At 72.2% G+C, this 19941-nt stretch carries 17 protein-coding genes; 11 read left to right on the top strand and 6 right to left on the bottom strand.

What is annotated here, in order from left to right; genetic code table 11:
* Positions 1–8 precede the first annotated feature (8 nt).
* Positions 9–1037 (top strand): tetratricopeptide repeat protein, encoded by a 1029-nt coding sequence (locus QSK15_RS27725; RefSeq protein WP_285797008.1) that lies wholly within the window; start codon positions 9–11, stop codon positions 1035–1037.
* Between the two features lie 145 nt (positions 1038–1182).
* On the opposite strand, the gene QSK15_RS27720 is transcribed toward QSK15_RS27725, so the two are convergent.
* Complete coding sequence (locus QSK15_RS27720) at positions 1183–2349, bottom strand: homogentisate 1,2-dioxygenase (protein WP_285797007.1); 1167 nt, start codon at positions 2347–2349, stop codon at positions 1183–1185.
* A gap of 94 nt (positions 2350–2443) precedes the next feature.
* On the opposite strand from QSK15_RS27720, the gene QSK15_RS27715 reads away from it, so the two are divergent.
* The 6 genes from QSK15_RS27715 (at position 2444) to QSK15_RS27690 (ending at position 7335) form a co-directional block, all read left to right on the top strand.
* Positions 2444–3313 (top strand): hypothetical protein, encoded by an 870-nt coding sequence (locus QSK15_RS27715; protein WP_285797006.1) that lies wholly within the window; start codon positions 2444–2446, stop codon positions 3311–3313.
* Positions 3310–4506, top strand: coding sequence for a fumarylacetoacetase (gene fahA, locus QSK15_RS27710; protein ID WP_285797005.1), 1197 nt, complete (start codon positions 3310–3312; stop codon positions 4504–4506). The genes QSK15_RS27715 and fahA overlap by 4 nt, the downstream gene beginning before the upstream one ends.
* 174 nt (positions 4507–4680) lie before the next feature.
* Positions 4681–4890, top strand: coding sequence for a DUF397 domain-containing protein (locus QSK15_RS27705; RefSeq protein ID WP_030327888.1), 210 nt, complete (start codon positions 4681–4683; stop codon positions 4888–4890).
* Positions 4891–5034: 144 nt separating this feature from the next.
* A complete protein-coding gene (locus tag QSK15_RS27700) occupies positions 5035–5517 on the top strand; it encodes an SRPBCC family protein (protein WP_285797004.1) in 483 nt (160 codons plus the stop codon).
* A gap of 80 nt (positions 5518–5597) precedes the next feature.
* On the top strand, positions 5598–6854 hold the full coding sequence (locus QSK15_RS27695; protein WP_285797003.1) for an outer membrane protein assembly factor BamB family protein: 1257 nt from the start codon (positions 5598–5600) through the stop codon (positions 6852–6854).
* A 100-nt stretch (positions 6855–6954) separates the two neighbouring features.
* Complete coding sequence (locus QSK15_RS27690) at positions 6955–7335, top strand: LPXTG cell wall anchor domain-containing protein (RefSeq protein ID WP_285797002.1); 381 nt, start codon at positions 6955–6957, stop codon at positions 7333–7335.
* 89 nt (positions 7336–7424) lie between these two features.
* Here the strand turns inward: QSK15_RS27690 and QSK15_RS27685 are convergent, their stop codons facing one another.
* The 5 genes from QSK15_RS27685 to hppD form a co-directional block, all read right to left on the bottom strand.
* Positions 7425–8348, bottom strand: a complete 924-nt coding sequence (locus QSK15_RS27685) for a hypothetical protein (protein ID WP_285797001.1) — start codon at positions 8346–8348, stop codon at positions 7425–7427.
* Between the two features lie 127 nt (positions 8349–8475).
* Positions 8476–9030: a hypothetical protein gene (locus QSK15_RS27680; RefSeq protein WP_285797000.1), complete on the bottom strand. Its 555-nt coding sequence runs from the start codon at positions 9028–9030 to the stop codon at positions 8476–8478.
* Between the two features lie 136 nt (positions 9031–9166).
* On the bottom strand, positions 9167–10270 hold the full coding sequence (gene hisC, locus QSK15_RS27675; protein ID WP_285796999.1) for a histidinol-phosphate transaminase: 1104 nt from the start codon (positions 10268–10270) through the stop codon (positions 9167–9169).
* Positions 10267–11343, bottom strand: coding sequence for an RDD family protein (locus tag QSK15_RS27670; protein WP_285796998.1), 1077 nt, complete (start codon positions 11341–11343; stop codon positions 10267–10269). The genes hisC and QSK15_RS27670 overlap by 4 nt, the downstream gene beginning before the upstream one ends.
* A gap of 192 nt (positions 11344–11535) precedes the next feature.
* Entirely contained in the window at positions 11536–12741 is a 1206-nt protein-coding gene (gene hppD, locus QSK15_RS27665; protein ID WP_210864849.1) for a 4-hydroxyphenylpyruvate dioxygenase, read from the bottom strand.
* 139 nt (positions 12742–12880) lie between these two features.
* On the opposite strand from hppD, the gene QSK15_RS27660 reads away from it, so the two are divergent.
* The 4 genes from QSK15_RS27660 to QSK15_RS27645 all read left to right on the top strand — a co-directional run bounded on the left by QSK15_RS27660 (position 12881) and on the right by QSK15_RS27645 (position 19927).
* Entirely contained in the window at positions 12881–13384 is a 504-nt protein-coding gene (locus QSK15_RS27660; protein ID WP_285796997.1) for an Lrp/AsnC family transcriptional regulator, read from the top strand.
* 70 nt (positions 13385–13454) lie between these two features.
* Positions 13455–14903, top strand: coding sequence for an outer membrane protein assembly factor BamB family protein (locus QSK15_RS27655; RefSeq protein ID WP_435823112.1), 1449 nt, complete (start codon positions 13455–13457; stop codon positions 14901–14903).
* A 115-nt stretch (positions 14904–15018) separates the two neighbouring features.
* On the top strand, positions 15019–16686 hold the full coding sequence (locus tag QSK15_RS27650) for a fumarate hydratase (protein WP_285796995.1): 1668 nt from the start codon (positions 15019–15021) through the stop codon (positions 16684–16686).
* A 259-nt stretch (positions 16687–16945) separates the two neighbouring features.
* On the top strand, positions 16946–19927 hold the full coding sequence (locus QSK15_RS27645; protein WP_285796994.1) for an AfsR/SARP family transcriptional regulator: 2982 nt from the start codon (positions 16946–16948) through the stop codon (positions 19925–19927).
* Positions 19928–19941 lie beyond the last annotated feature (14 nt).

Genomic DNA, 19941 nt, shown 5'->3' with positions numbered 1-19941 from the left:
TCGCCGCGATGTCCAGCGACCCCACCCCCGACCAGTCCGCCGCCGACGGCTACGTCCAGCGGGCCCAACTCCTCGCCGAGCTCGGCCGCTACGACGAGGCGGCGGGTGAGTTGGCCTACGGGTTGGCCCTCCAGCCGGATGACGTGGACGCGCTCACCATGCTGGCCCGGGTGCACCTCGCCGCCGACCGCCCGGCCGAGGCGCTCACCGCGGCTGACACGGCAGTGGCCGTTGCGGCGGAGGCAGTGCCACCGCTGGTCGCCAGGGGCATGGCGCTGGCCGACCTGGAGCGCTACAGCGAGGCGGCGGCCACCGCCGACCGGATCCTCGCCCTCGGCCCGGCCGACGCGTACGCCCAGCGGAGCGCGGCGGCGATCCTGGCCGGCGCCCGCAACGGTCAGCCGGCGCTGAACGCGGCCTGGCGCGGTGTCGAGTTGGCCCCGCAGGAGCCGCAGGCGCACCTGGTGCTCAGCCTGGTCGCCGCCCGCCTGGACCTGTTCGACCTGGCGGAGCGGGCGTACCGGGAGGCGCTGCGGCTCGACCCGCGGATCGGCGAGGCCGGCCACGACGTGGGCGTCATGCGGCTGGAGCAGCGCCGCTGGTCGGAGGCGTTGGCGCACATCGCCGAGGCGGTGACGGTCAGCCCGAGGCGGATCGACTCGCCACGGACCCTCGCGTACGGGCTGCACCGCCTGGTGCTCTACGGCGCGGGCTGGTCACTGGTCGCGGCGGTGCTCGTCGCGTTCGCGGCGTCGGCGAGCGACGGGTTCTCCCGCATCCTGGCGGTGCTCGCCGCGCTCACCGGGGGCATCGTCGTCTGGCAGCTCGGTGCCCGGCTGCCGGGATTGACCCGCAGCGTCCTGCCCGCTCTGCTGCGTTCGGACCGCGCGATGGCCCTTGCGGTCTACGCCGTGGCCGCCGCGCCGCTGCTGCTGCTGGTGTACGCCATGGTCGGCTCACCGTGGCCCCTGGTGCTGGCCATCGCCGTCACCGCGGTAGCCGAGTTCGCCGTCTTCACCCGAACCGCGATCCGCTAGCCATGAGGCGTCGGGCCGCGCCCGCCAACAAGATCCCTAGCGTCGCGTAGCTCGACCACGTCAGGGTTTCGCCGGAGCCCGACCGTGTCGGGATCAAGCCTGACCGCCCAGAGCGGACGGGCTCCGGCGAAACCCCCAACGGCGACTACACAGAACGCGCCCACGTCCAGGCGTACCCCTCGTCCTCACAGGCGCTGGCGGCGTCGCAGAGATCCAGCGGGCGGAACGTGTCGACCATGACGGCCAACTCGTCGAAGTAGTCCGCGCCGATGGAACGCTCGGCGGCACCCGGCTGGGGGCCGTGGGTGAAACCGGACGGGTGCAGCGAGATCGAGCCCTGTTCGATGCCGGAGCCGCGCCGGGCCTCGTAGTTGCCGCCGGTGTAGAAGAGCAGCTCGTCGGAGTCGACGTTGTGGTGGTTGTACGGCACCGGGATCGACTGTGGGTGGTAGTCGACCTTGCGGGGCACGAACGAGCAGATGACGAAGTTGGGCCCCTGGAAGGTCTGGTGCACCGGTGGGGGCTGGTGGATGCGGCCGGTGATCGGCTCGAAGTCGTGGATGGAGAACGCCCACGGGTAGAGGTGCCCGTCCCAGCCGACCACGTCGAACGGGTGGTGCGCGTAGACGTAACGGGTCCATCCGCGTCGGTGCCGGACCAGCACCTCGACCTCTTCGCCGTCGACGAGCAGCGGGGCGTCGGGGCCCCGGACGTCCCGCTCGCAGTACGGCGAGTGCTCCAGGAACTGGCCGCGTACGGAGAGGTAGCGCTTGGGCGGGCCGATGTGCCCGGACGCCTCGACGGCGAGCAGCCGGACGGGCTGGTCGCCGGTCGGCACCAGCCGGTGGATGGTCGAGGTGGGGATGACGACGTAGTCACCGGCGACCGCGTCCAGCACCCCGAACGGGGACTCGACCCGCAGCGTGCCGGCCTCGACGTAGAGGCAGTGGTCGCCGGTGGCGTCGCGGAACAGCAGTGAGGGCCGGTCGGCGAGGACGTACCCGATCCGTACGTCGTCGTTGGCGAGCAGGTACTGCCGGCCGAGGATGGGGTCGGAGCCGCCGGTGTCCAGTTTGTGGGTGCGCAGGTGGCGGGGCTTGAGCGGCAGGTTCGGCGTTCGGGTGAACGTGGGTGGGGTGAACTCGTCGGCGGCCAGGATCGCGGTGGGCGCGTGCCGGTGGTAGAGCAGCGACGAGTCGGAGGAGAAGCCCTCCTGGCCCATCAGCTCCTCGGCGTAGAGGCTGCCGTCGGGCTGCCGGAACTGGGTGTGGCGCTTGCGCGGCACCTCGCCGACGCTGCGGTAGTACGGCATCTCGCCTCCCGATATATCCCGTTCACCGGCCGGGGACGTCCGATAATCGGACGCTGTTGTCCGTTCCTCGTAGCGTCCCGTACATTCTTGTTCCGTGTCAACGCAGGTGCCCGCACTCCTGACCGGCCTGGTGGACGACGCCGCCGTCTTCCCTCCGGGCAGCGCCACGCTGCCCGACGCCCTGGCTGCCCACCGCCAGCACCGCACGGCCTGGTACGCGGACCTGGTCGGACCGCTGCTGATCCCTGCCTCCACGGTGGCGGCCGGCGAGCCGAGCGGGCTCATCGACCCGGACGAGGGCCTGGTGGTCGGCGTCATCGGTGACACCGGGATCGACAGTCTGCCGTTCGCGCTGTCGTTCCTCGCCCCGGACGGCGTCACCGCCCGTCAGGTCGAGGTGGCGGTCGCCAAGCGCGGCGAGGACCCACTGCCCGGCATCGCCGAGCTGCTGCGGCTTACCGACGCGCTACCGGGCGTGGCGGCCATCTACGCCGAGCTGCCGCTGACCTTCGGGCTGATGGGCGCGCTGGACGCGCTCGCCGCCGCGCGGGCCGACGGGCTGCCGATCGCGGCCAAGTTCCGTACCGGCGGTCTGGCCGCCGAACTGTTCCCCACACCGGCCGAACTGGCCGCAGTGATCTGCGCCTGCCGGGACCGGGACCTGCCGTTCAAGCTCACCGCCGGCCTGCACCAGGCGATCCGGCACCTGGACCCGGAAACCGGGTTCACCCACCACGGCTACGCCAACGTGCTGGCCGCGACACTGGCCGCCGCCGACGGTGACGGGGTGCGCTCGGTCGCCGAGCTGCTGACCGTTGTCGACCCGCGGCCCCTGGTGGAGCGCGCGACGGCACGGCTGGACGCGCCCCGCCCGCTGTGGGTGGGCTTCGGCTCGTGCAGCATCCTGGAACCACTGACCGATCTGATCCGGCTGGGGCTGGTGAACGGGGGCTACGACGCATGACCTGGGTGACCGGTGCCGATGGTTCGCCGTACGGGGTGACGAACCTGCCGTACGGGGTGTTCCGGCAGAACGACGGTCCGTCGCGGATCGGCGTACGGATCGGGTCCTGGGTCCTCGACCTCGCCGCTGCGGAGACCGCCGAGTTGGTGCTGGCCGCCGGCACGCTGTGCCGGCCCGTACTCAACGACTTCATGGCGCTGGGACGTCCGCAGTGGACGTCGGTACGGCAGCGGATCACCGAGCTGCTGACCGACCCGGCGCACCAGGTCGCCGTCGAGCCGCTGCTGGTGCCCCTCGACGACGTGGAGCTGCTGCTCCCCATCGGGGTGGCCGACTACGTCGACTTCTACTCCTCCGAGCACCACGCCGCGAACGTCGGGCAGATCTTCCGCCCCGGCCAGCCGCCACTGCTGCCCAACTGGAAGCACCTGCCGATCGGCTACCACGGCCGGGCCGGCACCGTTGTCGTCTCCGGCACGCCGGTGACCCGGCCGACCGGGCAGCGGTCCTCCGCCGACGGCCCGGTCACCGGCCCATCGGTACGCCTCGACATCGAGGCCGAGGTCGGCTTCGTGGTGGGCGTACCCAGCGCGTTGGGCGACCGGGTTTCCGTGGACGACTTCGCCGAGCACGTCTTCGGGGTGGTGCTGGTCAACGACTGGTCCGCCCGGGACATCCAGGCCTGGGAGTACCAGCCCCTCGGCCCGTTCCTCGGCAAGTCCTTCGCCACCTCGGTCTCGGCCTGGGTGACGCCGCTGGACGCGCTCGGCGACGCCTTCGTGCCCGCCCCCGACCAGGACCCGCCGGTCGTCGACTACCTGCGGGACGTGCCGCACCTGGGCCTGGACCTCCGACTGGCTGTCGAGTGGAACGGCGAGCGGGTCAGCGAACCACCGTTCGCCACCATGTACTGGACCCCCGCACAGCAGTTGGCGCACCTCACCGTCAACGGGGCTTCGCTGCGTACCGGTGACCTGTACGCCTCCGGCACCGTCTCCGGGCCCGAGCGTGGTCAGGTCGGGTCCTTCCTGGAACTGACCTGGGGTGGGGCCGAGCCGGTGAAGCTAGGTGGCGAAAGCCGCACCTTCCTCGACGACGGTGACACGGTGACCATCACGGCCACCGCCCCCGGCCCGGACGGCACCACCATCGCCATCGGTGAGGTATCCGGCACGGTGCGTCCGGCCCGCTGAGCGGGCACCCGCCATCCGTCTCGTGCACGGGACCCGCGATCGCACCGGCTGTGCGATCACCGGCCCTGGTTGACCCGTTGATCGTCCGGATTCCGTTGCCACACCGCGCAATCCGAGCCGGGCTCCACCCGGCCGCCAGCGGTGGGCATCCCGACGTACACGGAGGTAACGACGATGCACGATCTTGCGGGCGCGGTCTGGCGTACCAGCAGCCGCTCAAACGACCAGGGGCTCTGCGTGGAAGTGGCGGACAACCTGGTCGATGTCCATGGTCTGGTCGGGGTCCGCGACTCCAAGGATCAGGCCGGCCCCACACTCGCGGTCAGCCCGCCGGGGTGGACAGCGTTCATCGGCGCGATTCGGGCCGGTCGCTTCGAGCGCTGACCGGCGCTTCGGCACCGGTCGACGACGACCGGTGCCGAAGCGACCGCCCAATCGGACAGCATCGCCCCCGGGAGGTGGAAATTCCGTCCCGGGGGCCCCGCCCGGCCCTCACTCCGCGTACCGTCGGGGACACGGGAGGGTGGCATGTCGACGGTGGCGATTACCGGAATCATCGAGGCCGACACTGTCGACGTCTGGCGTCTGCTGACCGACCTGCCCGGCCGCGCCGCGCGGCTCACCGTCGCCGGGCCGATCGAGGTGCTCACCCCCGGCCCGTTCGGTCCGGGCACCTCCTGGCGTGAGGAGCGCGTCCAGCCGGGCGGCGGCACGCTCACCGAGGAGTTCCTGGTGGTGGAGGCGCTCGCGCCGCAGCGACTGGTGCTCTGCTCCTCCGGTGCCGGCGCGGACTATCGCATCACCTGGGGCCTGCGGCCGGTCCGCCGCCGCAGCCGGGGCTGCACAGCGGTCACCGTCACCCAGGAGGCGGTGCCGACCGCTCCGTACGGTCGGGTGGTGGCGCTGCTGCTCGGCGGCCTGGCCGCCCGAGCGGTGGAGGCGGCACTCTGGCGTGATCTCGCCGATCTGGCCGTCGCGGCCGTTGCCACCGGCGCGGTCGAAGCCGCCTGAACGCCAACCAGCCGCCCGCGCCACGACCTGACCGGGGTCCGGCCGCCTCCGCTGGGTAGGGTGCCGGGCGGAGGTGCGGCATGAGGTTCCCGAGAGGCCGGCGACGGCTCGTGATCGCGGTCGCGGCGCTGCTCGCGGCGGCGGCGGTCGCGGTCATCGTCCACCGGGTCCTCGCGCCTGCAGAGGTGAGCACCGTGGCGCGGGGCGACTATCCGGCCCCGGCCCGCCCGGCTGCCGGCGTGATCGGTCGGTTGCCGGTCGCCCCGTTGATCGTCGACGGGAGACTGCGGGTGTACGCCGCACACCGCCAGGTCTACGCCGACCGACCGGTCGACGGACGGTACCGGACCAGCCCCTACTGGTCGTACCGGCGGTGGCCGGCGGAACTGAGCGGGGTGGTGGCCAGCGGCAGCACGGTGGTCAGCCGCTGGTCCGACGGGCAACTCGTCGCACTCGACGCCCGCACCGGCGGGGTGCTCTGGCGAGCCGACGGCCCGGAGCCCGCCGAGAGCGCGGCGCTGGTGCGGCGTACCGGGGCGGCGACCGTCTGGGATGCGCCAGGGCTCCAGCTCACCGACCTCCCCGACGGGCGGACCGTGCTGGTGGCGACCGGGGATGCCCAGGCGCGCGGGGTCGAGCTGAGCGGTGGCCGGGAGCTGTGGCGGGTCGCGCTGCCCGGCAGCTGCCGCAGCGACGTCGGCACCACCGCCGCCGGGCAGCTGATCGGCCTGGACACCTGCGCCGGGGCGGCGACTGTCGAGTTCCGGGACGCGGCGACGGGCGCGGTGCGGGAGCGTTGGCGACCGCCGAACGGCCCGGACACGTTGGTGTTGACGCCGCTCGGTTGCCGTACCGGCTGGTCGGACTGTCTGGGACTGCGGACCGCCGGCCCGGGTGACGAGGCCGGTCGGGGTTGGCTGTTGGGCGCCGGCCAGCCGGTCGCCGCCCCCGCGCTGGACCCGTCCGGAGCGGTGCTGGTCGGTGAGCAGTCGGTCGCCGTACTCGACGGGGTGGTGGTGGGTCGATCGGCGCGTACGGGCAACGAGCTGTGGCGGTCCGCGGGCCTGGGGGCGGCCCGGGTGTTGGCTGCGCAGCCGGGCCGGGTGCACCTGCTGACCGAGGCGAACGATCTGGTGACCGTGGACCCGGTGACCGGCAGGCAGTTGTCACGCTTCGTGCTCAACGTCGGCTCGGACGGCACCGGCTGGGCGCCCGGTGCGGTGACGGCCGAGGACGGGTTCGTCGCGGTCGAGCGGCTCCGTAAGCCGGTCGACCCTGCCGGCGACGACCGGCGCTACTACTACACCGGCGAGGCGGTGATCCTGGCCGCCACCTGATGGTGTCGTCTTCGACCGCAGAATGGTGAACCGTTCCTCCCCTTTGTCCGAAAAGGGTACCTTTTTCACGGTTCAGGTTTCCGGTGGAAGGGGTCGGCGCATGGCCAGGACAGCAGCCAACTACCTCGTGGGTGGCGCGATCGCCGCCGCCGCGAGCCTGACGCTGGCGGTGTCGCCGGTGCTGGCCGCAGAACCCGCCTCGGTACCCGGGTTCAGCGCCGCGCGGCCCGAGCCGTCGGCGAGCGGCGGCGTCACCCTCGAGATTCTGCCGGCGTCGCCGACCCCGCAGCCGCCACCCACGTCCACGCCGACCCCGCAGCCGCCACCCACGTCCACGCCGACGGCACCACCGCAACCCACGCCCAGTCACGGCGAGTTGCCGGTCACCGGATCGGGCGGTTCGGCGCTGCTGCTCGCCGTGCTGGGCGCAGCCCTGATCGTCGTCGGCTGGGTCGCCGCCCGTCGGCGGCGACCGAGTTGACCGGCCTGGCCGACGGGCCGAGCTGACCTGCCGGGCCGGCGGCGGCCGGGCTGACGGCCTCGGCGAGGGGCGCGGGTTGTGGTGCGGGGTCAACGACCGGCCGGGACACGCTCCCTCGGCTGGCTGGCCGGTGGCCGACCGGACCGGCGCGAGCGGCGGACCAGCACCGCGAGGCCGACCACCAGCAGCAGCCCCGCGACGGCCGCCGCGACTGTCCACCTGGAAACGATCCGGGAGACGACGCTGCCCGGTTTTCCGACCTGACCGGGATCGGGGAACGTGACCTGCGCGGTGACGCCCCGCTTCACCAGACCGCTCTCCAGGTTCACCTCCGCCTTCCAGGGGCCGTTCGGCAGCGCGGCCGGGAACCGGGCGATGACCTGCCCGGACGCGCCCGGCGCCAGCGTGACGCCCTGCCCGACCGGAAACGGGCCGGCCCGGCTGCCCGCCGGGCCATCGGTCAGGGTGACCTCGCCGGTCAGGTCGATGGCACGGCCTCCGGTGTTGGTCACCTGGACGGTCAACGACGGTTCGCCAGCGGGGCTGCGGGCCGGGCGCACCTCGCCGATCGAGAAATCGGAGGCGGGTTCGCCGCCGGCCCCGACGTCGAGGTACATCCGGACGCCGACCCGGTGGACCTGACTGATCTCGCCGCCGGCTCGGGGAATCGAGGTGGTGGACGCCCAGAGCACCCCGTACCGCTCGCCCCGGGAGGCGGCCGGCGGCACCGTGATGGTCGCGCGGACCCGGGTCTCGCCCCACGGTCCCATCTGGACGGAGCGCTCGTCGAGGGTGACCCAGGAGGTCAGCTCGTTCTCGGCGCGGCCCTCGCCGAAGCGGAACGCCGCCCCCTCCAGTGTCGCGGCCGCCGGGTACACGTCGACCTGGCGGGTCTGGCCGGTGCGGTTGACGATCAGCAGTTGCCGCTTGATGGTGGTGCCCGGCGGTAGGTGGTCGACGATGTAGCGCAGCGCCCGGGGGTCGCTGCGGCGTTCGGTCGGAGCTTCCAGCAACCGGATTCCGATGGTGCCGTCGTCCGAGCCCGCATCCGGTTCGACCGCGCCGGCCCGGGTCGACAGACCCGGACCGGCGAGGCAGAACAGGGCGAGCGCGACCGCGATGGTCGACCGCCCCCGGCGGCTACGCCACGGAATGTGTCACCGTGCCGCTGTAGACGCCCGCGATGCTGTCCAACGGGACGTTGACCACCAGGGTGGGGTTCCAGCTGGCGGTGTTGCCGCCGGTGCCGCCGCTGTGGGTGAACGCGGTGAGCAGGGTGACGCTGTCCAGCGGTGCGGCGTTGCCGGCGGTGTCCTGCCCGGGGGTGAAGGTGCCGTCACCGGTGGTCGCCGTCGCCGGGCCGGACCAGTAGTCGATCTCGGACGGCAGGACCGTCTCGGGCGGCGAGCTGCCGCCGGTCTGGAAGACCGTCGAGGTCACCGAGGCGACCCAGGAGGCGTCGGCGGCGCCTCGGGAGTCGTCGACAGTCACGACGCCGAGCTGCCCGGAGATGGTGCCACCGGGGGCACCGGAACCGAGGTCGGCGGTGGTCGGCGCGACGATGTCGAGGGTGCCGGCGGCCACCTCGAACGTGGTGGCGGTGGTGTCGTCGGGCGCGGCGGCGGCCGGCGCGGCGAGGAAGCCGACCATCGCCGCGGCGGCCACACCGGCCAGACAGATCTTGGCAGTACCCACGTGTTTTACCCCGTTCTCGAAGTGAGTCGGCGCGATCCTCGGCGCGTCGACTACTTCGGAAGATAGGGCAATAAACGTGTCAAACCGGACAAAACAGCCATCCGTCATTAGTTGGTCACAGATGGCCGGTGGATCCTCAGGTCAGCGCCGCCTCCGCGGCCGCCAGGAACACGTCGTTCTCCGCCGGGGTGCCGATGGTGACCCGGACGCCGTCCCCGGCGAACGGCCGCACGATCACCCCGCGCGACTCGCACGCCTTGCCGAACGCCACGGCCCGCTCGCCCAACGGCAGCCAGACGAAATTTGCCTGGCTCGTCGGCGCCTCGGGCACGAACTTGCGCAGCGCCTCGGTGACCCGGTCCCGCTCGGCGACGACCAGTGCGCAGCGGCGCTCCATCTCCGTCGCCTGGGTCAGTGCGGCCAACGCCCCGGCCTGGGCCGCGGTGCTGCTGGAGAACGGGGTCGCCACCTTGCGGATGGCGGCGGCCACCACCGGCTGGGCCACCAGCCAGCCCATTCGCAGCCCGGCGAGCCCCCACGCCTTCGACAGGGTGCGCAGCACCGCCACGTTGGGCCGGTCCAGGTAGTCGAGACCGTCCGGCACCTCCGGGTCGGTGACGAACTCCCGGTACGCCTCGTCGATCACCACCAGCACGTCGTCCGGCACCGCGTTGAGGAACCGGTCCAACTCGGCCCGGCGCACCGCCGTACCCGTGGGGTTGTTCGGGTTGCAGACGAAGATCACCCTGGTGCGGTCCGTCACCGCCGCGGCCATCGCCGCCAGGTCGTGCCCGTGCCCGGCGTCGTTGGGCACCCGCAGGCTGGTCGCGCCACTGGTCGCCACGATGATCGGGTACGCCTCGAAGGACCGCCACGAGTAGAGCACCTCGTCACCCGGCAGGCAGGTGGCCCGCACCAGGTGCTCGGCGAGCGCCACCGAGCCGCAGCCGGTGGCGATCCGGTCGGCGTCGACGCCGTACCGCTCGGCCAACGCGTCCCGCAGCGCGACAACGCCCATGTCCGGGTAGCGGTGCGACGTGGTGATCGCCTCGGTGACCGCCTCCACCACGCCGGGCAGCGGCCCGTACGGCACCTCGTTGCTGGCCAGCTTGATGGCCTCCGGCAGGCCCAACTCGCGGGCCAGGTCGGCAGGACTGCGCCCCGGCACGTAGTTGGGCAGCGCGTCCAGGTCGGCGCGGGTCAGCCGCAGTGCCGGCTGGTGACGTCCGGAGTCGGTCATGGGGTGTCTCCCGGGGGCTGGTTGCTGTCGTTCGAGGGGGCGGATTCGGGCCGGCTGGGGACTTCGACGACCACGGTCTGCGCGCGCTTGTCGTGCAGCGCCATGCGTAGCGGGTGGTCGAAGAGGGGGGAGAGTGCGTCGACCAGTTGCAGCACCAGGCCGAGCCCGGCGCAGTACCAGAGCAGCGTCGGCAGGCCCAGCGTGCTCCACCGGCTCAGCGCCCGGCGGATGCCCAGCGGCTGGTCGGCGGCGATCGGCACCGCCCGGATCCGCATCATCCGCTTGCCGACGGTCTGCCCACCGGCGGCCATGGCGGGCACCTCGTACGCCAGCCAGAGCGCGGTGGCGATCAGCAGGATCGCCACCAGGAGGGAGTTGGACTGCTCACTCGGCAGCGGAAGGCCCTCGGCGGAGGTGTCGCCGCGCGCCGCACGCCGGAAGACCTCCTGCCAGTACGGTGCCCACTCCTGCGCCCAGCGCCAGACGAACCAGCCGTTGACGACCACGTTCAGGGCGAAGACGAGGCCGAAGTCGATCACCCGGGCGGCGAGCCGGCGGCCGTAGCCGGCCAGCCGGTGGCCGTGCGGTCGTGGCTCGGGCGGCCGTCCGGGCCAACCGGGATGGCCGGCCTGTGGCCCCCATCCGGGTGGGCCGGCCTGTGGCCCCCATCCGGGTGGGCCGGCCTGTGGCCCCCAACCGGGTGGGCCGGTCTGAGGGCCCCATCCGGGTGGGCCGGTCTGAGGGCCCCATCCGGGTGGGCCGGTCTGGGGGCCCCAACCCGGGCCGTGCCCCTGCTGCGGGCCGTGTCCCGGGGGTGGCCCCTGCTGCGGGCCGTACCCGGGGGGTGGGCCCTGCTGCGGCGGCCAGCCCGGCGCGGCGGTCACCGCGTCGCGGGTCGCCGACGTCGCGGGCTCGGTCGGACCGACCGGCGCGGGCGGTGGCTCGGGCGGTGGCGGGCCGTCCGGCGGGGTCGCGTCGACGGGGATGGGCGCGCCGAGCCAACCCTCGCCGTCCCAGTAACGCCGGGTCTCGGTGTCGGCGGGGTCGACGTACCAACCAGGTTGAACGCTCACGCGGCCGTTCCGCTTCGCTCACTCACGAGGACACCTTAACGACGACCGTCCCGGCGAACTCGTCATGGACGTGTCGCGGGGCGTACCCCGAAGGGTGTGGTCCGGGCAGCGGCGCGATGCCGCCGGTGGTGGGGCAGGGCCCACCGACCGGCGGCGTCGGGTACGACGGAGGTTGCGTCACGCTCGCAAGTGTTACAGGTTGCCGCGGGCTTCCTGCTCCCGCTCGATCGCCTGGAACAGCGCCTTGAAGTTGCCCTTGCCGAAGCCCAGCGAGCCGTGCCGCTCGATCAGCTCGAAGAAGACGGTGGGACGGTCCTGCACCGGCTTGGTGAAGATCTGCAGCAGGTAGCCGTCCTCGTCCCGGTCGACCAGGATCTTGCGGGCCTTCAGCTCCTCGATCGGCACCCGCACGTTGCCGATCCGCTCGCGCAGCTCGGGGTCGTCGTAGTACGAGTCCGGGGTGTCCAGGAACTCCACACCGGCGGCGCGCATCGCGTCGACGCTGGCGAGGATGTCGTTGGTGGCGACGGCGATGTGCTGCGCGCCCGGGCCCTGGTAGAACTCCAGGTACTCGTCGATCTGGGACTTCTTACGGGCGATCGCCGGCTCGTTGAGCGGGAACTTCACCTTGCGGGTGCCGTTCGCCACCACCTTGCTCATCAGCGCCGAGTAGTCGGTGGCGATGTCGTCGCCGATGAACTCCGCCATGTTGGAGAAGCCCATCACCCGCTTGTAGAACTCGACCCACTCGTCCATCCGGCCCAGCTCCACGTTGCCGACCACGTGGTCGACGGCCTGGAAGAAGCGCTTCGGCTGGATGCCGGCGTCGATCATCGGCTGCCGGTCCACGATCGGGCCGCGGGCCACGAAGCCGGGCAGGAACGGGCCGGTGTAGCGGGACCGGTCGACGAGCGTGTGCCGGGTGTCGCCGTACGCGGCGATGGCGGCCATCCGGACGGTGCCGTGCTCGTCACTCACCTCGTGCGGCTCGACGACGCTGGCGGCGCCCTGGGCGATGGCGTGCGCGTACGCGGCGTCCACGTCCGGCACCTCCAGCGCGATGTCGCTGACCCCGTCGCTGTGCCGGGCCACGTGCTCGGAGCCGTCGGCGTCCGGGCGCACCGCACCGGTCAGCACGAACCGGGCCGAGCCGCTGGTCAGCACGTACTGGGCGTGGTCCCGGTAGCCCTGCTCGGGGCCGCGGTACGCCACGCAGGTCATGCCGAAGGCGGTGGAGTAGTAGTGGGCGGCCTGCTTGGCGTTGCCGACCAGGAAGTGCACGTGGTCGAGGCCCCGGACCGGGAACGGGTCGTGGCTGATGTCGTGGTCGACAGCTCCCACGAGCCGGTCGATGTCGACGTCCTCGGTCGACTGGGGTCGGTCGATCGCCTGGGTCATGATGGGCTCCCTCGCGTACCGGCCGGCCTTGTGGGCCGCCGTGGTCGGTTCTTGTGGCGAGGATCGCTGGCCCGGTGTGGGGTGGGCAACTGTTGGCAGAAATGCTGGTCAGGTTGCACATTCGGTATGGTCCTCACTCATGAATGGTGAGCAGAATGTACAGCTCGACGCGCTCGACGTGCGCTTGATCGAACTTCTCGCCGAGGAGCCCCGGATCGGGGTGCTGGAATGCTCCCGGCGGCTCGGGGTGGCTCGGGGCACCGTGCAGGCCCGGCTGGACAAGCTCATCGAGCGGCGGGTCATCGAGGGCTTCGGCCCCGAGATCGCACCGGCCGCGATCGGGTTCGCGGTGACCAGCTTCGTCACCCTGGAGATCAGTCAGCGGCACGGCCACGACCCGGTCACCGCCCACCTTGCCGCCATCCCCGAGGTGCTGGAGGCGCACACCATCACCGGATCCAGCGACCTGCTCTGCCGGATCGTGGCCCGCTCCAACACGGATCTGCAACGGGTGATCGACCAGATCGTCTCGTCCGCCGGCATCACCCGCGCCTCCACGATCATCGCGCTGGCCGAGCAGATTCCCTACCGCACCCTTCCGCTGGTGCGCAGCGCCGTGCGGGCCGACGGAAGGGTGCTCTAACACCTCCCCGCCCAGAAAGCGCGGCGACACGGCGACGCGGGCGTACGGAAGATCCGTGATCGTGGCTACGGTGTGCGGTGTGGCGAAGGGGAGCGTGCGCGGTGGGCTGCTGCTCGGCCTCGCCGTGGTCGTCGCGCTCGCCGCGACCGGCGTGTGGAACCCGTTCCCCGGCCTGTGGGACTGGGTGGACCGCAGCGAACCCATCTCCGAACCCGACGTGGTCTGGCAGCAACGCGTCGGCGGCACTCCCCGCAGCGTGACCATCGCCGGCGACGCCGTCGTCGTCGAGCAGCGCACCCGGGTCGAGGCCCGCAGCCTGGCCACCGGCGCCCAGCTCTGGGAGCGCAAGGCCGACTGGGCGGCGGTCGCCGGCGGTGACCGTGACCCGGTCGTGGCCGTGGGCAAGCTCCTGGTCAAGGGGTACGAGCTGCTCGACCCGACGACCGGGGTGACCCGGCGACGTGACGACGACGCGGTTGCCGTCTGGACGTACCGCAATCTGCTCCTCGACGCCCGCTGCACCGACGCCACCGACTGCACCCTGAGCGCCTGGGATCCGCGTGGCACCGCGCCGCTGTGGACGGCTTTCCTGCCCGGGGTGCACAGCGGCCTGCTCGCCGACAACCCGGGTCTGCGCGGCACCCGCCGGCTCACCGCCAACCGGATCGACGACGGGGTGGCCGGGGCGGAGGCCGCGCCGCCACTGCTCGGTTTCCCGGTCGACGGTCGGGTCCACGTGGTCGACACCGCCACCGGTCGGGTGTTGCAGAACGTCGAGCCGGCCCGGGACGAGCGGCTCTCCGTGGTGGGCGGTCGACTGCTGCGGATCGCCGCCCGCTCCCAGGACGGCACCTGTTACTTCGCCATCTCCGCCCGCGACTCGGCCACCGGGCAGGAGGCCTGGCAGCGGGCCGGCGTCAACCTGCGCACCGCTGACTCGGCCGGCTGCGTGCAACGCGAGGACCCGCAGGGCGCGCGGAACGTGCTGATCGGTGTCGCACCCAACGGCCGTGAGGCGGTCATCGACGGGTACGACGGACGGCTGCTCTGGGTTGGTGAGTCGGGCACCAAGTTGATCGCGGTGGACGACCGCTCCGCGGTGTTCCGGGCCGCCGACAAGCGCTCTGTGATCGCCCGTGAGCTGGGCACCGACAAGGTGCTCTGGACGCGGCAGGCCAGCGGCAAGGCCGGCGCGGCGCTCACCCCGTACGCGGTGGTGGTGGCCGACGAGAAGCCGTCCCGGCTGGCAGCCCTGGACCCACGCACCGGCAGGGAGCTGGCCGTCCTGCGCACCTCGGCGAACGCTCTCGCCGTCGGACCACAGGGCATGATCATTGGCGAGGGGCGGGAGATCGGGTACGTCCGCTTCGTCGGCGCGGCCGGCGGCTCGTCCACCCGACCGCCCGCCGACGGTGGGAATCCCCGGCCGGGCGGCACCGACCCCGGTGGGCCGGACAACGACGACTGCGGGCCGAAGGGGGAACTCTGCCCCGACCCGGGCGGCGGTAAGGACGGCTGAGCCGGCCGTTCGCCCGGGCGGCCGGGGCCCGGCACGCCTGCTGGATGAGAGCGGCGTCCCAGGACCCGCCCGGCGGGTGGGAGTGATCGACCGGTCTGCCCTAGGCTTGCCGCTCATGAGCAGTGCCGCCGCATTCTCGTACGCCCCTCTGCTGCCGACCGGCCCGGACCAGACGGACTATCGCCTGGTCACCGACGAGGGCGTGGACGTCGTACACGGCCCGGGAGGCCGCCGGTTCCTTACTGTGGAGCCGGCCGCGCTCACCGCGTTGACCGCCGAGGCGATGCACGACATCGCGCACTTCCTGCGCCCCGCGCACCTGGCGCAGCTCCGGGCGATCATCGACGACCCGGCCGCCTCGCCGAACGACCGGTTCGTCGCGCTGGATCTGCTGCGCAACGCCAACATCGCCGCCGGCGGTGTCCTGCCCATGTGCCAGGACACCGGCACCGCAATCGTGATGGGCAAACGCGGCCGGCACGTGCTGACCGACGGCGCCGACGCCGAGGCCATCTCCCGGGGCGTCTACCAGGCGTACACCAGGCTCAACCTGCGCTACTCGCAGCTCGCCCCGCTGACCATGTGGGACGAGCGGAACACCGGCAGCAACCTGCCCGCCCAGGTGGACCTGTACGCCGAGGACCCGGACGGGCATCCCGACGCGTACAAGTTCCTGTTCATGGCCAAGGGCGGCGGCTCGGCCAACAAGTCGTACCTCTACCAGGAGACCAAGGCGCTGCTCAACCCGACGCGGATGATGCAGTTCCTGGAGGAGAAGCTGCGGCTGATCGGCACCGCCGCCTGTCCGCCGTACCACCTGGCCATCGTCATCGGCGGCACCTCCGCCGAGTACGCGCTGAAGACCGCGAAGTACGCCAGCGCCAAGTACCTCGACGCGCTGCCGACCTCGGGTTCGATGAGCGCGCACGGCTTCCGCGACCTGGAGTTGGAGGCGCAGGTGCTGGAGCTGACCCGCAACTTCGGCATCGGCGCGCAGTTCGGTGGGCGGTACTTCTGCCACGACGTGCGGGTGGTCCGGTTGCCCCGGCACGGGGCGTCCTGCCCGGTGGCAATCGCCGTCTCCTGCTCGGCGGACCGCCAGGCCGTCGCCAAGATCACCCCGTCGGGCGTGTGGCTGGAGCGCCTCGAAACCGACCCGGCGCGGTTCCTGCCCGACGTCACCGACGATTCGCTGGACGCCGAGATGGTCGTCCGGGTCGACCTGAACCGGCCGATGGACGAGATCCGCGCCGAGCTGTCGAAGTACCCGGTGAAAACCCGCCTCTCGCTCTCCGGGCCGCTCGTGGTCGCCCGGGACATCGCGCACGCCAAGATCGCCGAGCGGTTGGATGCCGGTGAGCCGATGCCGCAGTACCTGCGCGACCACGCGGTCTACTACGCCGGCCCGGCGAAGACCCCCGAGGGGTACGCGTCCGGCTCGTTCGGCCCGACCACCGCCGGCCGGATGGACGCCTACGTGGAGAAGTTCCAGGCCGCCGGCGGATCCCAGGTGATGTTGGCCAAGGGGAACCGGTCGGGTCAGGTGACCCGTTCCTGCCAGCAGCACGGAGGCTTCTACCTCGGCTCGATCGGCGGCCCCGCCGCCCGGCTCGCGCAGGACTGCATCAAGCACGTCGAGGTCCTGGAATACCCGGAGCTGGGCATGGAGGCGGTCTGGAAGATCGAGGTCGAGGACTTCCCCGCCTTCATCGTGGTCGACGACAAGGGCAACGACTTCTTCGCCGAGGTCACCAAGCCGGTACTCACCGTCGGCCGCCGCTGACCCGACCGCTACGCGAACGGGCGCCGGGCGAATTCGCCCGGCGCCCGTCTGTCGCCCGTGTTCTACCGACAATCGGTACGCCCGCCCCGCTGGGGTGGGACGGGCGCACCGCCCCCGTCGGATGCCGTCACCGACAACCCGAAGTGAGTTTGCTGCGCATCACTGTCGATCCACTCTCAGATCACTCTCGCCTGACCGGGGCGATCTGTCACCAGCGGACTACGCTGCTGGAAGTTGCAGCACTGACGCGGGAGAACAGATGCGGTTCGGGATCCTGGGGCCTCTGCGGGTGGGCGGTGGCGAGTCCACTGTCACCGCGGGCCGCGACCGGACCGTGCTCGCCATGCTGCTGTTGCGGGCCGGGCGGCTGGTGCCGGTCGACGAACTCGTCGACGCGGTGTGGGAGGACCGCCCGCCGGCCACCGCTCGCGCGCAGTTGCAGACCTGCGTGTCGCGGCTGCGCCGCCGGTTCACCGAACTCGGGCTGGCGCCTGAGCTGATCGTCACCGACCCGGCCGGGTACGGACTGCGTACCGCACCGAACGACCTGGACGCCGAGGTCTTCAACCGGCGCGTGGAGGTGGCCCGTGCCCAGGTCGTCGCCGGCCGGCTGTCCGAGGCGCGTACGGAGTTCCGCGCCGCGCTGGCACTGTGGCGGGGGCCGACACTCAGTGGCATCGCGAGCCGGAACGTCCGACGCCGCGCCCAGGCGCTCGACGAACAACGCCTCACCACGTTGGAGGAGTGCGTCGACGTCGAACTGCGCCTCGGTCAGGCAGCTGAGCTGATCGAGGAGTTGGCGGAGAGCGTCGACCGGAATCCGTTGCGGGAGCGGCTGCGAGGTCAGCTGATGCTGGCGTTGTCCTCCGTCGGGCGGCAGGCCGACGCACTCGCCGTCTACCGCGAGGGCCGGCGGACGTACGCCGAGGAGTTGGGCATCGAGCCGGGTGCGGAGCTGCAGGAGCTGCACCAACGGGTGCTCGCCGGGGACCTGGCCCTGGCTGGTCGGCCGGCCCCGCCCGTCGGCGCGGTTCGTTCCCTGCCCCGGGCGATCGGTGACTTCATCGGCCGGCAGGAGACGGTGGCCCGCCTGGTCAAGGAGATCGAGGAGGACGGCATCCGGATCCAGGTGGTCGACGGGATGCCGGGGAGCGGAAAAACCACCCTCGCCGTACACGTCGCTACCGCGCTCGCGGACCGCTATCCCGACGCCCAGCTCTTCATCGACCTGCACGGGCACAGTGAACGCCGACCGTTGACAACGGCGACGGCCGTGGCGGCCCTCCTGCGGCAGCTCGGCGTGCCGGCGGAGCGGGTGCCGGAGAACCTGGACGACCGGTTGGCACTCTGGCGGATCGAGCTGGCCGGCCGCCGTGCGTTGGTGGTCCTCGACAACGCGGCCAGCGCCGACCAGGTGGCACCGCTGCTGCCCAACGGCGCGCAGAGCCTGGTCCTCATCACCAGTCGCCGCCGGCTGATCGGGGTCGACGAGGGCCGACCGTCGTCGTTGCCGGTCCTCGACGCCGACGAGGCGATCGAACTGCTCGGCCGGGTGGCCGGGATGGAGCGGATCGCCGCCGAGCCGGAAGCGGCGGCCGAGGTGGCGCGTCGCTGTGGCCACCTGCCGCTCGCCATCCGGCTGGCCGGCGCGCGGTTGGCGCACCGACCGCGCTGGCGGGTCGCCGACCTCGCCGAGCGGCTGGTCGCCGGGGCGGGCCCGCTGGCCGAGCTGACCGCCGGGCAGCGCTCGGTGGGGCAGGCGTTCGCCCTGTCGTACGCGCAGGTCTCCCCGTCGGCGCAGCGGCTGTTTCCGCTGCTCGGCCTGTACCCGCCCGGGCGCTTCGACAGCCGGGTGGCCGCCGCCCTCGTCGACCTGCCCCTGGCCGACACCCAGGAACAGTTGGACGAGTTGGTCGACGCGCATCTGGTGGAGGAGGTGCAGCCGGGTCGGTACCGGTTGCACGATCTGCTCCGCGAGTACGCTCGGCTGCTGCTCGCCGGCCCGGAGCGGCAGGCGGAGCGGCACGCCGCCGTGGAGCGGCTGTTGGATCATCACCTGTCGGTCACCCTGGCGATCGCCCGGACGGTCGAGGCGGCGGGCAGCCGTCGCAACATTCCCGAGCGCGCCCCCGGTCGGCCTGACCTGTTGGCTGTCCCGGTGGCCGAGGGGCGGGCGTGGTTCGAGGAGAACCACGTAGCGCTCACCGCCCTGGTCCGGAAGGCGGAGGATGAGGGCTTCCATGTTCAGTGCTGGCAGCTGGCCCGGGCCTGCTGGCGACTCAACTTCGAGGGCGGGCACCTCGACGAGCTGATCGAAACCCACACGATCGGGCTCCGGGTCGCCGAGCGGCTGGGCGACGAGGCTGCCTACGCCACCATGCTGAATTACCTCTCGTCGGCGTACTTCCGGTTGGCCCGCTTTCCGGAGGCGATCAGTGCGATGGAGGTGGCGCTCACGGTGCGCCGCCGGCTCGGGCTCCGTGACGACACGCTCAGCACGCTGTGGAACCTGGGCGTCTCCTACGCCGCGAACGGTGACCACCGGCTGGGTAAGACGAAGTTCGACGAGGCTCTCGCCATGATCCGGGGCTCGGTCGACGTCCATGCGCTGACCAATCTGTTGAACAACGTGTCCTACGCCTTGATCGCCTGGGGCCGGTACGACGAGTCGCTACGCCTGGCCCGGCTGCACCTCCTGGCGGCGCGGCAGGCGAAGGACGACCGGCAGACCGACAACGCGATAGGGCACCTCGCCATGGTCCGGCACCGGATGGGTGACCTGGGCCCCGCCCGTCGTCTGCTGCGGACGGCGTTGTACCTCAAACGCCGGGCCAACAACCGGTTCGGCGAGGGGGAGGTGCTCAACGAGATCGGTGTGATGGAACGTGTCGCCGGCGCACCGGAGCGTGCCGCAGCCCTGCACCGGGAGGCGCTGGTGGCGATGGTGGATGCCGGCGACCGGATCGGTCAGTGTGCCTCCCGGAACCTGCTGGCCCGCGCGATGTTGGAGCAGGGTGACGCCGTCAGCGCGCTCGACCTGCACCGCCGGGTGCTCGCCGACGCCAGCCGGCTCGCTGCCCGCTACGAGAAGGCCCGGGCGATGGAGGGCATCGCCCGGTGCGTGCTGGCCACGGATCCGACGGCGGCCCGCGCGCACCTGGAGGAGGCGCTGGCGTTGTTCCGGGAGGTCGAGTCGCCGGACCGGCACGAGGTGGAACGGCTGCTCACCGAGTTGGGCTGACGGATCATCTGCGA

This window comes from Micromonospora sp. NBRC 107095, assembly GCF_030269705.1.
GTDB lineage: Bacteria > Actinomycetota > Actinomycetes > Mycobacteriales > Micromonosporaceae > Micromonospora > Micromonospora parva.
Note: the sequence above shows the minus strand (reverse complement) of the source record. Positions and strands in the feature narration are given on the sequence as shown.

Bases quoted from the DNA above. Each gene is read 5' to 3' on its own strand.
- hppD (WP_210864849.1), bottom strand. From the start codon at position 12,741: ATGACCCAGGCGATCGACCGACCCCAGTCGACCGAGGACGTCGACATC.
- QSK15_RS27725 (WP_285797008.1), top strand. From the start codon at position 9: ATGTCCAGCGACCCCACCCCCGACCAGTCCGCCGCCGACGGCTACGTC.
- hisC (WP_285796999.1), bottom strand. From the start codon at position 10,270: ATGACCGACTCCGGACGTCACCAGCCGGCACTGCGGCTGACCCGCGCC.
- QSK15_RS27695 (WP_285797003.1), top strand. From the start codon at position 5,598: ATGAGGTTCCCGAGAGGCCGGCGACGGCTCGTGATCGCGGTCGCGGCG.
- QSK15_RS27700 (WP_285797004.1), top strand. From the start codon at position 5,035: ATGTCGACGGTGGCGATTACCGGAATCATCGAGGCCGACACTGTCGAC.
- QSK15_RS27660 (WP_285796997.1), top strand. From the start codon at position 12,881: ATGAATGGTGAGCAGAATGTACAGCTCGACGCGCTCGACGTGCGCTTG.
- QSK15_RS27705 (WP_030327888.1), top strand. From the start codon at position 4,681: ATGCACGATCTTGCGGGCGCGGTCTGGCGTACCAGCAGCCGCTCAAAC.
- QSK15_RS27650 (WP_285796995.1), top strand. From the start codon at position 15,019: ATGAGCAGTGCCGCCGCATTCTCGTACGCCCCTCTGCTGCCGACCGGC.
- QSK15_RS27720 (WP_285797007.1), bottom strand. From the start codon at position 2,349: ATGCCGTACTACCGCAGCGTCGGCGAGGTGCCGCGCAAGCGCCACACC.
- fahA (WP_285797005.1), top strand. From the start codon at position 3,310: ATGACCTGGGTGACCGGTGCCGATGGTTCGCCGTACGGGGTGACGAAC.
- QSK15_RS27690 (WP_285797002.1), top strand. From the start codon at position 6,955: ATGGCCAGGACAGCAGCCAACTACCTCGTGGGTGGCGCGATCGCCGCC.
- QSK15_RS27645 (WP_285796994.1), top strand. From the start codon at position 16,946: ATGCGGTTCGGGATCCTGGGGCCTCTGCGGGTGGGCGGTGGCGAGTCC.